The organism is Paenibacillus sp. OSY-SE, from assembly GCF_000283315.1.
GTDB classification, from domain to species: Bacteria; Bacillota; Bacilli; order Paenibacillales; family Paenibacillaceae; genus Paenibacillus_B; species Paenibacillus_B profundus.
This window is the reverse complement of sequence record NZ_ALKF01000198.1, coordinates 94818-109289: the sequence shown is the minus strand read 5'-3', so window position 1 is coordinate 109289 and position 14472 is coordinate 94818. Positions and strand designations below refer to the sequence as shown.

12 protein-coding genes are annotated in these 14472 nt (G+C 48.0%); 11 read left to right on the top strand and 1 reads right to left on the bottom strand.

The window, feature by feature from the left end; translation table 11 throughout:
• The first annotated feature begins 76 nt into the window (after positions 1-76).
• From A372_RS0124845 to A372_RS0124805, 9 genes are all read left to right on the top strand, one after another.
• A complete protein-coding gene (locus A372_RS0124845) occupies positions 77-337 on the top strand; it encodes an IreB family regulatory phosphoprotein (protein ID WP_026011276.1) in 261 nt (86 codons plus the stop codon).
• 120 nt (positions 338-457) lie between these two features.
• Complete coding sequence (ruvX, locus tag A372_RS0124840) at positions 458-874, top strand: Holliday junction resolvase RuvX (RefSeq protein ID WP_019423625.1); 417 nt, start codon at positions 458-460, stop codon at positions 872-874.
• 9 nt (positions 875-883) lie between these two features.
• Positions 884-1183 carry a DUF1292 domain-containing protein gene (locus A372_RS0124835; protein WP_019423624.1) on the top strand — a complete coding sequence of 100 codons (300 nt, stop codon included), beginning with the start codon at positions 884-886 and terminating at the stop codon, positions 1181-1183.
• On the top strand, positions 1180-1479 hold the full coding sequence (locus A372_RS0124830) for a DUF1292 domain-containing protein (RefSeq protein ID WP_019423623.1): 300 nt from the start codon (positions 1180-1182) through the stop codon (positions 1477-1479). The genes A372_RS0124835 and A372_RS0124830 overlap by 4 nt, the downstream gene beginning before the upstream one ends.
• 90 nt (positions 1480-1569) lie before the next feature.
• Positions 1570-2631, top strand: coding sequence for an endolytic transglycosylase MltG (gene mltG, locus A372_RS0124825; RefSeq protein WP_019423622.1), 1062 nt, complete (start codon positions 1570-1572; stop codon positions 2629-2631).
• A 19-nt stretch (positions 2632-2650) separates the two neighbouring features.
• Entirely contained in the window at positions 2651-3586 is a 936-nt protein-coding gene (locus A372_RS0124820) for a peptidase U32 family protein (RefSeq protein ID WP_026011275.1), read from the top strand.
• A gap of 16 nt (positions 3587-3602) precedes the next feature.
• A complete protein-coding gene (locus A372_RS0124815; protein ID WP_019423620.1) occupies positions 3603-4943 on the top strand; it encodes a peptidase U32 family protein in 1341 nt (446 codons plus the stop codon).
• 455 nt (positions 4944-5398) lie between these two features.
• Complete coding sequence (locus A372_RS0124810; protein ID WP_019423619.1) at positions 5399-7525, top strand: methyl-accepting chemotaxis protein; 2127 nt, start codon at positions 5399-5401, stop codon at positions 7523-7525.
• A gap of 173 nt (positions 7526-7698) precedes the next feature.
• On the top strand, positions 7699-9456 hold the full coding sequence (locus A372_RS0124805; RefSeq protein WP_019423618.1) for a peptidoglycan D,D-transpeptidase FtsI family protein: 1758 nt from the start codon (positions 7699-7701) through the stop codon (positions 9454-9456).
• Between the two features lie 42 nt (positions 9457-9498).
• Here the strand turns inward: A372_RS0124805 and A372_RS0124800 are convergent, their stop codons facing one another.
• On the bottom strand, positions 9499-10650 hold the full coding sequence (locus A372_RS0124800; RefSeq protein WP_019423617.1) for an AI-2E family transporter: 1152 nt from the start codon (positions 10648-10650) through the stop codon (positions 9499-9501).
• 145 nt (positions 10651-10795) lie between these two features.
• On the opposite strand from A372_RS0124800, the gene A372_RS0124795 reads away from it, so the two are divergent.
• Entirely contained in the window at positions 10796-12169 is a 1374-nt protein-coding gene (locus A372_RS0124795; RefSeq protein ID WP_019423616.1) for a polysaccharide deacetylase family protein, read from the top strand.
• A 514-nt stretch (positions 12170-12683) separates the two neighbouring features.
• Positions 12684-14426 (top strand): ABC transporter substrate-binding protein, encoded by a 1743-nt coding sequence (locus A372_RS0124785; protein WP_019423614.1) that lies wholly within the window; start codon positions 12684-12686, stop codon positions 14424-14426.
• Positions 14427-14472: the final 46 nt, after the last annotated feature.

Genomic DNA, 14472 nt, shown 5'->3' with positions numbered 1-14472 from the left:
GATTGTGCAATGAAGCGGAATATTTTCTAGTTTGTTCGGGTATGTGTTATGATAAGAGTAAAGCGAGGTGACGGCGATGAATTCCATGGATAAGACGATGAAGTTCAATGTGAAGGCGGAAGAACAGGAAGCATCCAATCAAGATATACTTCTGTCTGTCTATGATGCGCTTTTGGAGAAGGAGTACAACCCCATTAACCAAATCGTCGGTTATCTGCTATCTGGGGATCCCGCTTATATCCCGCGGCATAACAATGCTCGAAGCTTAGTGCGCAAGAAGGAGCGGGACGAACTTATTGAAGAATTGGTCCGCTTCTACTTGAATCATCACCGTTAAGCCGCGTGGATTAACGGAGTTCGCAACTTAAAATGCATGTGTCGAATAACTTCTTGGGATGCTTCATGATCTAAAGGAACTTATTAAACAACCTCTAGAAGTGAGTGCAGGAGATATCGGATGAAGATACTTGGATTGGATTATGGAGACCGTAAGATTGGCGTCGCGGTTAGTGACGCTTTCGGATGGACGGCACAAGGACTTGAAGTTATTGTGCAGCGCAAGCCCGGGGACGCGATGCGTCGAATCGGAGAGATCGTGCGCGAGCACGGCGTCGAGGAAATTGTTCTTGGCTTGCCAAAGAACATGAACGGTACGATTGGACCGCGTGGCGAATTAAGCAAGTCATTTGCTGAAGAATTACAGCAGTCGTTCGGATTACCCGTTCACCTGTGGGATGAACGCTTGAGTACGGTGTCAGCGGAGCGCACATTGCTCGAAGCTGACGTTAGCCGCAAGAAGCGTAGACAAGTCGTCGATAAAATGGCGGCAACCATTATTTTACAAACATATCTTGACTATCAATCAAGAAGGTGAGGGGTTAACATGACACAAGACAACCATTTGCAAGAAGAACCGGAGATCATTTATATTCCGGACGACGAGGGGAACGAGGAAGAGTTCGAGGTCATTATGAAGTTCGAAGTGGATGGCTCGGATAACAAATATATGATGGTCGTTCCTATGGATGCTGAAGACGATGAAGCAGATGAAGTGTACGCGTTCCGCTATGAAGAAGAAGGTGATGATCTGAAGCTCTACGTCATTGAAGACGAAGAGGAATGGAACATCGTTGAAGAAACATTTAATACGCTTGTAAGCATGGATGAGGAGAATGAAGGGTGAACGAATCGCTTGACATTCAATTCATCGACCGTCTGAAGAGCGTCTACGGCGATAGCATTGAAATGACCGATGATCGCGGAGAAATCCGCGTGCTGTCTTTGGCAGCAGAATTTGAATACCGCAATCGCGCGTATGCGGTGCTCTTGCCGGAAGGCGAGCGAGATGCGGAGCCGGATTTGTTCCGTATCGTACAGGGCGATGCGGAACAATGGCAGCTCGAGAGCATTAATGACGACGACGAGTGGGAAGAGGTAATGGAGCGTTACGATGAAGTTGCTTATCGCGACGCATTCTGATATTGCAATCCCGTGTTATAGAGATACGTAAGCATGATCTCGGCGAAAAGAGCGGAAAACCGCTCTTTTTCCATGTAGGAGAGTGAATGGATGAGGACAGGTTCCAAAGTGCTGCTTGCCATTATCCTTGTTGTCGCCTTAGCGGCCGGCGGGGGAACATGGTATATTTGGAATGGCATGAAGCCGCTGCCCAAAGAAGAACGGGATATTACCGTGACGATTGATCAAGGTACCGGAACGGCAAAGATTGCGTCTCAGCTTGAAGCTGAAGGCGTCATTCGCAATGCACTTATATTTAAAGGATATTTGAAGTGGAGTAAGGAAGGAGCTCGATTCCAGGCAGGCACCTACGCGTTCCAGGCGGGAACAACGTTTGATGAAATTATAGCCAAACTCAATCAAGGCGATGTCGTTCCTGAAGAAATGATTCGCTTTACTATCCCGGAAGGCTTCACGATTGAACAAGTTGCCGACACATTAAGCAAAGACGGCATCGTAGATAAAGCTGAATTCATGCAGCTTGCGGATGATACGGCTTGGTTAACCGATACATCTTCTATGGTACAGGCTATTCCGGACAACGACAAGCTGCGGCATAAGTTGGAAGGTTATTTATTTCCAGAAACGTATGAGCTCAAAAAAGACAGTTCTGCCAAAGATATTATTACACGCATGATTCAAGAGACCGAAAAACGATTGACGGAAGCTTCACCGAGCTGGGAAACGGACATGAAGAAGCAGGGTCTGACACTTCATGAGCTAATGACGGTCGCTTCGTTAATCGAGCGCGAAGTTGTCGTAGACGCCGAGCGGGGACTTGTTGCAGGAGTAATCTATAACCGAGTCGGGGAAGGGATGAAACTGCAGATCGACGCTACGGTTCAATATGCGCTGGACAAACCTAAAGAACGTTTGTACTATAAGGATTTGGAAATTGACAGTCCGTACAATACGTATAAAATAGAGGGATTGCCGCCGGGACCAATAGCAGGCCCGAGCGTAGCTTCGATTGAAGCGGCGCTTCATCCGAAACAATCGGACTATTTCTATTATGTCACGAAGAAAGATGGTACAGGCTCGCATTTGTTTGCAAAGACGTTTGCCGAGCATCAACGCAATATTGAGAAAAGCAAGCAAACTGCAGGGGAATAGAAAGTGGTGAAACAACATGATGACATATGAACCCGAATTGCTCGTTACAGCTGGCAGTGTGGCCGAGGTGGAGCGCATGCTCCAAGCCGGAGCCAATGCCGTATTTGTAGGTGAGCAGCGATATGGCATGCGCCTGCCGGGCGAAATGACGCTGGAACACATTGAAGAAAGCATGAATGCGGTCCGCGATCATCAGGCGAAGCTGTATGTTGCGGTCAATAATATTTTGCATAACGAACGTTTAGATGGGCTATCTGCTTACTTGCAGCGGCTGGGACAGATCGGTGTAGACGCGATCGTATTCGGCGATCCTGCTGTTCTGATGACAGCAAGAACAGCAGCGCCCAATCTTAATCTGCACTGGAATGCGGAAATGACATCCACCAACTATATTACGGCAAAATACTGGAAAAAGCGTGGCTCGAGCCGGTTTGTCGTCGCTCGTGAGCTCAATATGGAACAGGTTGTTGAGATGAAGCAGAAGCTTCCCGACATGGAGGTTCAAATTCAGGTCCACGGCATGACGAATATTTATCATTCCAAGCGCCATCTGCTGCAGCATTACTTCCGCCATATTGATAAAGAAGAGCAAGTGAACGAAGTCGGCATGGAGCGCAAGCTCTTCCTGATTGAACGAGAACGTCAGGACGAGAAATTCCCCTTATATGAGGATTCGAACGGCACTCATATTATGAGTTCGGACGACGTGTGCATCATCGAGGACTTTAAGCATTTGCTTGATGCGCGCATTGATAGCTTTAAGGTGGAAGGACTATTGAAGCCTACGGTATATAATGAGACAGTCGTCCAAGTATACCGCGAAGCAATTGACACTTACGTCGCGGATCCGGACAATTATCGATTCCAAGAAGAGTGGATTGAACGCATTCGTGCCGTTCAGGACCCTGAACGCGAGCTATCGTTTGGATTTTTCTATAAAGAGCAAATGTACTAAAAGGGAGCGAACAGTAATGACAACACAAGTGAAGCCGCAATACAAAGGTAAGCGGTATCGTCTCGACAAGCCGGAATTGCTCGCTCCCGCCGGCAACTTGGAGAAGCTGAAGTTCGCCGTCCATTACGGCGCGGACGCCGTCTATATCGGTGGGCAAAAATACGGTCTGCGTTCGAATGCAGACAATTTTAGCTTCGAAGAAATGCGCGAAGGCGTGGAGTTTGCAAAAAAATATGGCGCCAAGGTGTTCGTCGCGACAAACATTTACGCCCATAATGAAGATATCGAGGGATTGGAAGACTATTTGCGCAATTTGTACGAGGTCGGCATTAGTGCGATCATTGCAGCCGATCCATTCATCATTGAAACGGCGCAGCGCGTTGCCCCGGGCTTGGAAGTGCACGTGAGCACGCAGCAATCGATAGCAAACTGGCAGACCGTTCAATTCTGGAAGGAGGAAGGCGCACCACGCGTTGTGCTGGCGCGTGAGACGAGCTTGGAAGAAATCGCCGAGATGAAACAGCACGTCGATATCGAAATCGAAGCGTTCATACACGGCGCAATGTGTTCTTCGTATTCGGGGCGCTGCGTCCTCTCCAACCATTTCACGGATAGAGACTCCAACCGCGGCGGCTGCTGTCAATCATGCCGTTGGAAATACGATTTGTTCGAGGATAATCGTCCGGATGGAGACGAGCTTATTAGCGCTCAAGAAGCATCACAATTCCCGGTGCTTGAACAATTCCGTCTCGGCGTGAATCAGCTGGCTCTCTTTGACGAAGAAGACAATGCCTTCGCGATGAGCTCGAAGGATCTGTGCATGATTGAGCATTTGCCTGATCTGATCGATGTCGGAGTTGATAGCTTCAAGATTGAAGGACGGATGAAATCGATCCACTATGTCGCTACCGTCGTCAACGTATACCGCCAAGTCATTGACAGTTATATGGCGGATCCGGACAATTATGTTCTGAAGCAGGAATGGCTGGATGAAATCTATAAAGCGGCGAACCGACCGGTGAATACAGGCTTCTTCTATGAAGAGCCTGACCACGAAGATCATATCTACGAGCCGGAAGACAAACCTGCGCCTTACGACTTCGCGGGTCTCGTCATGGATTATGATGCTGAGACCGGCATGGCAACCATTCAGCAGCGCAACCACTTTAAAGCGGGCGCGGAAATCGAGTTTTTCGGTCCGAACGGAACATTCTTCAAACAGAAGGTAGATCGTCTATGGGATGTCGAAGGCAATGAGCTTGATGCTGCGCGCCATCCGCTGCAGCTGGTTCGGATCAAGGTGGAACAGCCTGTCACTTATTTCGATATGATGCGCAAAAAGAACGCGAAAGCGTGAAGATAATCGGCAATGCAGCCCTGCATGACGCAGCGGATGGCATTGCCGTTTTTTTTTGATCTTATAGAATTTGGAGTGTCTCCCTCCCCTTCATTCGAGAGTGATAATGTCGAGGTTAAGACATATGCCGTGTCATATAGCATGTCATGAAGCGGACGATTATAGTGGCAGTGAACCAGACTCGTCCTTGGGAATGCCGCCTCCTGATGGAAGGGGAGAATGAAGCAAAGGGGCGGTTGAAGCGAATCACCGTCAATCTGGACTCGCCACTGCACGAATGGAACATGTCGTCCATGATGAAGAGTCCATGCCAGACGAGACTTAGAAACTTATATTTTGAATGAATGGGAGATTATTGTAATTGGATACAGGAAAAAAGTGTATGGCGTCGAATGAGTAGTAACTAGGACATATGTCTTAGGACAATATACATTCATATGGGTGAGGTGTAGCGCATGTATACCGGAAAACGTCATGTCACAAAGGCTTCACCGTCCGCAACCGAACAAAGCAGCCACTCCAAGAATCGACCATTCAGACCGCTGCGTTCCGTCGGAATGAAGCTGTTTCTTCTCTTTTTTGTGAGCATTACACTGCTTGTTGGTTCCGTTGGTCTTTTCTCTTACAGTCAGGCTCGCCAAATCATTGAACAGCAGCTCTCTTATTCACAAGAGCAAACGGTAATCCAGGCCGGAGAAAAGCTGGATTTGTTCTTTAGCAAATACGCTGAGCTCTCGCAGCAAATCTTGTTCGATCAGGACATACAGTCCGCCTTGTCATTAGCGACACAAGGACAGAAGCTCAACGACTATGGCAAGCTGCAAATAGCCAAAACGATTGAAAATAATTTGAAAACGTATGTATTTGGCAATGATGCGCTGTACGGCATGTACTTGATTCCTGTGGAGGAAGATGGCGCAATGCTGTTCACGTCGGGCTTGTCCGCCGAACGGCTGCAGGAGCTTCGTCATGAGTCTTGGTTCAAAGAGCTGCTGCAACAATCCGGCAGTAAAATCTGGCTGCCGACGACTCCGAACGGTGTCTCTGGACAAAGTCCCAATGAAACCTTTGCCCTCGCCCGAACGGTGAAAAGCGTGAATCGCGGCGGCACGATGTATGTGATGGTTATGGAGATTAAGTCATCCGTTCTGAAGGAGCAGTTAGTATGGAATGACGCAGACGGGTCATTTGTCCAGATGGTAAGCTCTGAAGGCAAAATCGTATACGCTGAAGACACAACACTTATTGATCAGCCTCCTCAAATACGGTTGACAGCTGAATCATCGGCGCAGAGCGGGCGGGATATGTTGGTGGACCAAGCAGGAAATGAACTGCTCGGCGTTTATTATCGTTCGCCTGTAACGAATTGGACGTTGAATGGATTCACTCCGGTACATACCTTGCTGCAGGATACGTTGAAAATAAGGAACGCGTCATGGACGGCTATCGTGATCGCGCTAGTTGTAGCACTCTTTATCGGTTGGTACGTCATGCGCAGAATCGGCCTGCCGCTTCAGCACATGCGGGACTTGATGGAAGAAGGGGCAGATGGCCATCTCGGCGTGCGAATGACCGAGCGATCGCAGGATGAAATCGGACAAGTAGCTTCCAGCTTCAACACGATGATGTCGCGCATTAGCGAATTGGTGAAGCAGACAGGGAACGCGTCAGATTCGGTGCTGCAGACGGCGAACAAGCTGAGCGTCGCTTCGCAGCATACGGCCTTGTCAGCGAAGGAAATTGTTATGGCTACCGAGGAGATTGCACATGGCTCGACTACACTTGCGGAGGAAGCGGAGCGCGGAAATGAATGGACGGGACTCACTTCAGCAAAGATGCAGCAAGTTATCGAACTGAATGTAGATATGTATGGCGCCGCCAGTGAAGTGGAACAAGCGAGCCAGCGCGGCACGGGATACATGAACGAGTTGAACCGTAAGACCGAACTATCGGAAAGTATGGTGCGAGCGCTCGTGTCGAAGGTGGATGCGTTACAAAGCAGTACGGCATCCGTACGCCATATTCTTGAATTGCTGACCCAGCTTGCGAAGCAAACGAATATTTTATCACTGAATGCGGCGATTGAAGCTGTTCGCGCGGGCGCGTCTGGCAGGGGCTTCCGTGTCGTGGCCGATGAAATCCGCGGATTGGCCGATGAAACCCAACGCTCGATCGGGGTGGTCGGAGAAATGACGGAGAAGATCGGACAGGATGTGGAGGAAACGGTATCTATGCTGGGCCGAGTATACCCAGTATTTCAAGAGCAATTGCAGGCTGTACAAGATACGGATACGATCTTCCATGACGTGAAGCGTCAGATGGGTTTATTCATGAATAAGCTGGATCGGGCAACAGAGGCGTTGAACGAGTTGGATGAGACACAGAAGGTGATGACAGAAGCAATGACGAGCGTCAGCACGGTAGCCGAAGAGGCCGCCGCCACTTCGGAAGAGGTCGCATCGTTAAGCAACGAACAGGTGTCTGTCTCTAACCAGCTTGTCGGCTTGTCCTCCGAACTCGAACAGGTGTCGCAGCACCTGTCGGAATGTCTGTCCCAGTTTGCATTGAATAATGACGATTAAGTTATGAGGTATATTGCAGCAGACGGATTATAGCCCGCATTATCGTCGATAATGTGTATAAGTGCGAGTTCAAAAAGGGACTTTTTGAACAACCTCTATAAGGACGATATTAGGCTAGAAAGAGGGTCAATCCGCCTGTGGAAAGGATACGTCAATGGGGGAGAGCAACGGTGATGAAGCGAATCGCTGTTATCGTCATTCTCTTTACCGCCATTCTTATTGTATATGTCATACGGCTTGGCTGGCTGCAATTCATCGAAACGAAGCGCTCGGTTCAGACAAGCAGCCATACGCTGCTGCAGCGTTCCGTCATACAGCGCGAACGAGGCATTATTTTGGACGATGGAAGAGGTCGCATTCTGGACCGTTATGGACGTCAATATACGGGACTATCCGAATATGCTCTCGTTTTATTTCCTGTTCACAAGCAAGCGATGGCTGCTGAGGTGACGCGGACGTTGGCGCTATGGCTTCATGTGACCGAACAGGAGGTGCTGAAGCGGTGGGAGAATGCGATACAGCCGTATATTTGGCCTGATTCGGCTGATGCGAAGCTTCCTCACCCGCTGACGAAAGAACAAGTGGAGCGACTGCAGACGCTGTCTTGGGATGGCGTGCGCGCGCTTCCCGTCACGATTCGTTATCCGATGAAGGGGCAGACTCCCCAGTGGGTTGGAACGGTAGCGGAACGTTCTGGCGCAGACAAGCCTACAGAACGCTCAATCGAGGGAGTGTCTGGCTTGGAGCGCGCCTTTCAACCGCTGCTTAAAGGAATTGGTCCGACGACTTTCGTGCATTATACCGATGCGCTGCATCGTCCGCTCTATGGGTTGGATGTCAGAATACGGCGGCCCGACAATCCATATTATCCGTTGCGGCTGCTGACTACGACCAGCATGGAGCTGCAAGCGGAGATCGAACAAGTAATGGACCGGAACGGCATGAAAAAAGGATCGGTTACCGTGTTGGATGCGCGAACAAGGGATGTGGTTGCCATGGTGTCCCGTCCGGCTTTTAATCCGAATCATGTCGATCCGCATAAGGGAGACTGGAACAATCGTGCACTTAAGGCACTAGCCCCCGGATCCATATACAAATTATTTATTGCTGCCGCAGCGCTGGATGCGAAGGTGACGGATCCGGAAGAGGTGTTCCATTGTGACGGGCAGTATGGAAAGTACGGATTGTCTTGTTGGCTGCCTGAGGGACATGGGGAACTGACCTTGCGGGAGGCGCTTGCGAAGTCATGCAATGTCGTCTTCGCAGAATTGGGTGAACGGCTCGATGCCCGCACGATTGCGAGCTACGCCTCCAAGCTGGGGATGAGCGGCAAGGTAGGGATGGTATCTGATGACAGGTTAGGTCATTCCGCACTGCGCCATTTCGATGGGGAAGAAGACAGCCGCGTCTTTCATTCGTCATCTGATGAGCATACTGTAGACGGTGGTGTAAAGGCGCAATTGGGTATCGGTCAACGGGATGCGCGGCTTACTCCGCTTGCGGCTGCGAACTTCGTCGTTACTTTATTGCAGGGCGGAGTAAATGGAGAACCCCGACTTGTGCAGGAAGTTCAGTATGCGCATGGTCTGCCGCTCGCTCAATTCGCCGCACGGCCGAAGGTGGAACAGGCAATAAAGCCGTTTACGGCTCGGTATATCCAGCGCTGGATGGAAGATACTATACAATATGGAACAGGGCAAGCGCTGCGTCATGCGACATGGCGGCTGGCTGGCAAGAGCGGGACCGCACAAGCAGATGCTTTTGGGACGAATCGGCTCCATACATGGTTTGTCGGATACGGGCCAGTTCAGAAGCCGCGATTTGCCGTTGCAGTAGTAAGCGAAGAGGAAGCGGCGGGCCCATCCCATCGAGCTACCCTCGTCTTTGGTGAAGTGATGGATGTGTTGGCTGAGTATTCGCTTCATAAATAAATAACGCCGCTTCTCCGGGATAATGGAAAGCGGCGTTATTGCTTATTTGGTGGGTTGTGCAGGTTCTTCGGGTTCCTTCGCCACGTCTGGAGAAGCATCGAACGGATTGGAGATGAATTCTTCTTTAGGCATACGAATCCATTCTTTCAAATAACCTTGATCGTATAGGGCTTTCACTAAGATGAGCAAAATTGGCGATAACACCACGCCAATAACGCCAAACATGGAGAGCGATAGTATCATGAAGGATAACATGGTAAACCCAGACACGCCGAGTGTGTTACCTGTTATCTTCGGGTCCAGAATTTGACGAACAAGGAGCGTAAGACCTAAGACGACCGTAAGCCAAATAGCAAGAGAGCTGTTTCCAATGATGAACAGATAGACAATCCACGGTATAAAAATAAACGGGATGCCAAGCAGAGGCAGCAAGTCGAAAAGCGCGGATAGCAGTCCGATAAAGAATGCATGATCTACACCTAGAAGCAGCAATGATACGAAAATGATCGAAAATGTAACGGAAATGAGCTTCATTTGAGCTTTCAGGTAGGCTCCGATGCCCCGTAAAACGTTTTCTTTTAAAAAGTGATACGCGTTTTGAAACGTCCGCGGTGTCTTATCACGGGCTATCCGGCGCCACATATCTATCTCGATGCTCAGAAAATATGCGAGGATAATCGCGATGCCGAAGTTGAGCGTAAATGCGGAGAAGGAAGAAATATTATTGGTGAGCCATGCCAAAAAATTGATTGCGATTTTCGATCCTTCTTTGGTAATGATGCCGACGTATTCGTTCAGACGACCTGTCACCTCAGTCGGCAGAGTTTCATATTTATGAGTAAGGAATGTCGTAATGTTCACGAACCCTCGCTGAAGGGCGCCTACGTATTGAGGAAGTCTTTCCTGCAATTCCGCCGCTTGCTTCAAAAATATGAATCCAAGGCCAAAGATGGCGCCCAATATGATGAGCACGAACAGCAGCACGGAAATGGCGGAGGCAATGGCCTTCTTGATGCCGCGCCGATTCAGAAACGCAGCGAAAGGTTCAATCAGCATGAACACGATGAACGCTAAAAATATAGGCGCAGCAATCGAATACAAGAAACTGAACGTGTACATGACTAGGTAGACCGTCAAAGCCAAGAGGGCAATGTCAAATGCGGTCCTCCAATATTTTTGATAAAATGCGATCATGAATTCGACTCCTTTTCTTCCTTAAATATCTAGTTATCATTGTACACGAAAATGAATTACAGTGCCTATTTCTTTACGCAATATGATACAATAATGACAGTTACACGTATGAGTAAGATATAAAGAAAGAAACGGGGAAAACGGGATGGAATTCATTTTGTTATGGGGCTTTTACATCCTGACGTTTTATGCGTTTCTCCCAGGCATCATCAGCCGACTGTTCGGATTTAGAGTGTTTCAGAAAGGACGATCTGACCGCAACCTCGCCCTGACGTTTGATGACGGTCCGGATCCTGTGTATACGCCGCAGCTATTAGAGTTATTGAAGAAATACAATGCCAAGGCAACGTTCTTTGTCGTTGGCATTCATGCGGAGAAATATCCTGAATTGCTCAGGCGCATGCACGAGGAAGGTCATTTGATCGGCATTCATAACTATGTTCATAAATCCAATTGGCTCATGCGCCCTAAGACGGTGAAGCGACAAATTAGAAAGACGTCGGATATTATTGAATCGATCACAGGCAAGCGGACGACTTATTATCGCCCGCCATGGGGAATTGTTAATCTATTTGATTACGGCAATCTAGGTTACTTGCAAATTATTTTATGGTCTGTCCTATTCGGTGATTGGCGCAAGAAAGTCGGTGTAGACAGACTGCATAAGCGCATGATGAAGCGCTGCCGCGGCGGAGAAGTGCTGCTGCTCCATGACTGCGGATTGACCTTAGGGGCTGACCGCGAGGCGCCGGCCAATATGCTTGCCGCCTTGGAGCGGTTTCTGGAGGAAGCGGCGTCCCGAGATTTGCACTGCGTCCGCATTGATGAGTTGATTCGGGAAACCGACCAGGAACGGGCGAACAATCCTTCTTGGTTAAGACACATCATCGTCCGCACGTGGTTTCTTTACGAAAGAGCGTTCCATCTCGCATTTGGATTAAAGACAACGAATTGCGACGATCCCGTGTTTCATTTCCGGGTGCGCCCTTATCACGGGAAATCGATGATGTTGGATGACGGTGTAGAGCTGAAGCATGACGATCTGATTTTAGAACTTCACTTTGATAATAAGCGATTATATGATATCGGACGGCGATCGCGAACTTCCATGCAGCTTGCTATCCAAATGATACGTTCAGTAGAGAAGACGTTGCCGGAATTGGCGGAATATGTACTGGATCACCCCGATCTCAGGGTGAATGTCAAGGCCTTGTACGGGGTAAGCATGTTACACCGCGGACCCGAACAATTTGGATTTACGGTTCGCGACTTGTCTAACGGCTTGTTCTCATGGATAACCAAGAAATATTTGCGGCTTTTGATGAAGGTCATTCATCCGCAGGGCCAGCGGCGTCTGCGCCAACATGCGGAACAGATGGTTCCCAAGATGATGGCTATGTCGGTAGAGACGTTAATTGAGCGATACGGAAAGACAAGAAATTATGCATACGAGTCACGAACTGCAGAATGTATGATTTTGCTTGATCAAGGTGTAGAGAATGTGCCGCATCCGTTGTAATATATTTCCTGACTATATAAAATAAGACGAAAAGCCTCAGAGTGTGAATGTTTAACATCTCTGGGGCTTTTTTTATGCACAAACGGAATAACCGAATTATGCATGTTTTATGCATGATTATGAAATTATTGAATGTTGCACATGAGAGGCGGACTTTTTTGGGTTATGTGTTTCTCATAGTGGACAAAACGACAAAAAAGGGTGTCGAAACCAACTTTTTAGTTCAGAGTCTTTCATATATCACTACATTTCGGCATATATCGATAAAAAAAACTTATCGTGCAAAAATGAAAAAGTTTTAATCTAAAGCTGACATAGGGATTTACAAATCCGAAATTATAAAGTAGTATTATGAAAAAATATTCGTTTCCTGCTCATGGAACGGGCCTGCTTAACAAATTATTTGACCAATGTTCTATAAAGCATTAACGAATGTTTTTATTTTAATCGCGATGAGTATGTATGCAACTTTATAACTAAATATAATATGACATCATTGTAGGGGGAAAATGTAGTGAAAAAGAGATTTAGTATCATCATGTGCCTGCTCTTGTCCCTGACGCTTGTCCTGTCGGCATGCGGCGGTTCCAAAGAGGGCAGCGGAGACACATCATCTGCGGGTCAAACATCAGAGCAATCGAGTGGTAGCGGCGAAGGAGAATTGGTGGCGGACGGCCTTCTTAAAGCAACCGACCAGACAAAATCTCCAGAAGCGGCAAACAATCGTAAAGATATGGTAATTATCGGCTTTACGGCTCCAAGCGGTATCTTCAACCCGGCATATGCTGAAACAGCATATGATATATATGTATCTGAGACGCTGTTCGATTCGATGCTGCAAGTGAACAAGGACGGCACGTATTCCGAAGGGCTGGCCGAAAGCTACTCCATTTCGGACGACAAATTAGTCTATACGTTCAAGTTGAAGGACGGCTTGAAGTTCAGCGATGGCTCTGCATTGACTGCAGAAGACGTGGCATTTTCGATTACTATGTTCCATGACAAGTCATATGATGGACCTACTGACATCATCAAAGACGCCCACATTAAAGGCGGACAAGAATATAAAGACGGTAAAGCATCTACAGTCGAAGGGGTTAAAGTTATCGACCCTAGAACGATTGAAGTAACGACTACCGAGCCGGGCGCGCTTGCATTCTCCGCAATCGGAACGACAGGCGTTTTGTCTAAAGCCTACTATGGCAAAGATTACAAGCAAGGCGACTTGGGCTATATGAAAGATTTGTTCACGAAGCCGCTTGGTTCCGGATCGTACAAGCTTGAAAAGTTCGCTGCGGGTCAAGAAGCGGTATTGACTGCCAACGAGAATTACTATAAAGGCAAACCTAAAATTCCTAATCTGATTTTCAAATTCACGACGAATGAGACGAACGTTCAACTGCTGCAAACAGGCGAGACGGATATGGACTTCATTACGGTATCCAAAGACCAGGTTGATCAGTTGAAAGAAATGGGCTTCTTGGATGTCAATTTGTTCCCGACGAATGGTTACGGCTACATCAACTTCAACCATAACCGTGATCAATTCAAAGACAAGCGCGTGCGTCAAGCGCTCACTTACGGACTGGACCGTCAACAAATCGTTGACGCGGTATATCAAGGATATGCGGACGTTATTGACATTCCACAATCCAAGGAATCTTGGTCCTACACGGATGAAGTGACGAAATACAACTTCGATTTAGAAAAAGCGAAGCAATTGCTGGATGAAGCAGGCTGGACAGTCGGCGCTGACGGAATGCGGGAGAAAGATGGCAAGAAATTTAAAATCATCTTTACGGCGACAACGCCTAACGAGGTTAATGATGCCATCATTCCGATAGCGCAAGCTAATTATAAGGAACTCGGCATCGAGTTCATTGCAGAGCAAATGGACTTCAACGCCGCTATCGAAAAACGTAAAAAAGGCGACTTCGACATGATGTTCTTGGCATGGGGCTTGACACCTGACCCGCAATCTTCCGAGAACGTCTTTAAAACAGGCGGTTCCCAGAACGATATCGGTTATTCGAATGCTAAATTGGATGAATTGTTCACGAAGGCTGGCAAAGAAGTAGACATCGAGAAGCGCAAGCCAATCTTCAAAGAAATCTATCAAGAGCTGAATGAGGACTTGCCTTACATCTACTTGTACCAGCGCCGCGATATGTGGGCAACGAACGCACGTATTCAAGGTTTTGATATGTCGCCTTACCGTAGATTTACAAATGATTTGAGCCAAATCGAAATTAAATAATACGGAAATGTGCTGCATACCAAATGCTCAGCCTGTCGGCTGAGCA

Excerpts from the sequence above, each read along its gene's own strand:
- A372_RS0124805 (WP_019423618.1), top strand. The coding sequence starts at position 7,699 with ATGAAGCGAATCGCTGTTATCGTCATTCTCTTTACCGCCATTCTTATT.
- A372_RS0124810 (WP_019423619.1), top strand. The coding sequence starts at position 5,399 with ATGTATACCGGAAAACGTCATGTCACAAAGGCTTCACCGTCCGCAACC.
- A372_RS0124815 (WP_019423620.1), top strand. The coding sequence starts at position 3,603 with ATGACAACACAAGTGAAGCCGCAATACAAAGGTAAGCGGTATCGTCTC.
- A372_RS0124795 (WP_019423616.1), top strand. The coding sequence starts at position 10,796 with ATGGAATTCATTTTGTTATGGGGCTTTTACATCCTGACGTTTTATGCG.
- mltG (WP_019423622.1), top strand. The coding sequence starts at position 1,570 with ATGAGGACAGGTTCCAAAGTGCTGCTTGCCATTATCCTTGTTGTCGCC.
- A372_RS0124845 (WP_026011276.1), top strand. The coding sequence starts at position 77 with ATGAATTCCATGGATAAGACGATGAAGTTCAATGTGAAGGCGGAAGAA.
- A372_RS0124820 (WP_026011275.1), top strand. The coding sequence starts at position 2,651 with ATGACATATGAACCCGAATTGCTCGTTACAGCTGGCAGTGTGGCCGAG.
- A372_RS0124835 (WP_019423624.1), top strand. The coding sequence starts at position 884 with ATGACACAAGACAACCATTTGCAAGAAGAACCGGAGATCATTTATATT.
- A372_RS0124800 (WP_019423617.1), bottom strand. The coding sequence starts at position 10,650 with ATGATCGCATTTTATCAAAAATATTGGAGGACCGCATTTGACATTGCC.
- ruvX (WP_019423625.1), top strand. The coding sequence starts at position 458 with ATGAAGATACTTGGATTGGATTATGGAGACCGTAAGATTGGCGTCGCG.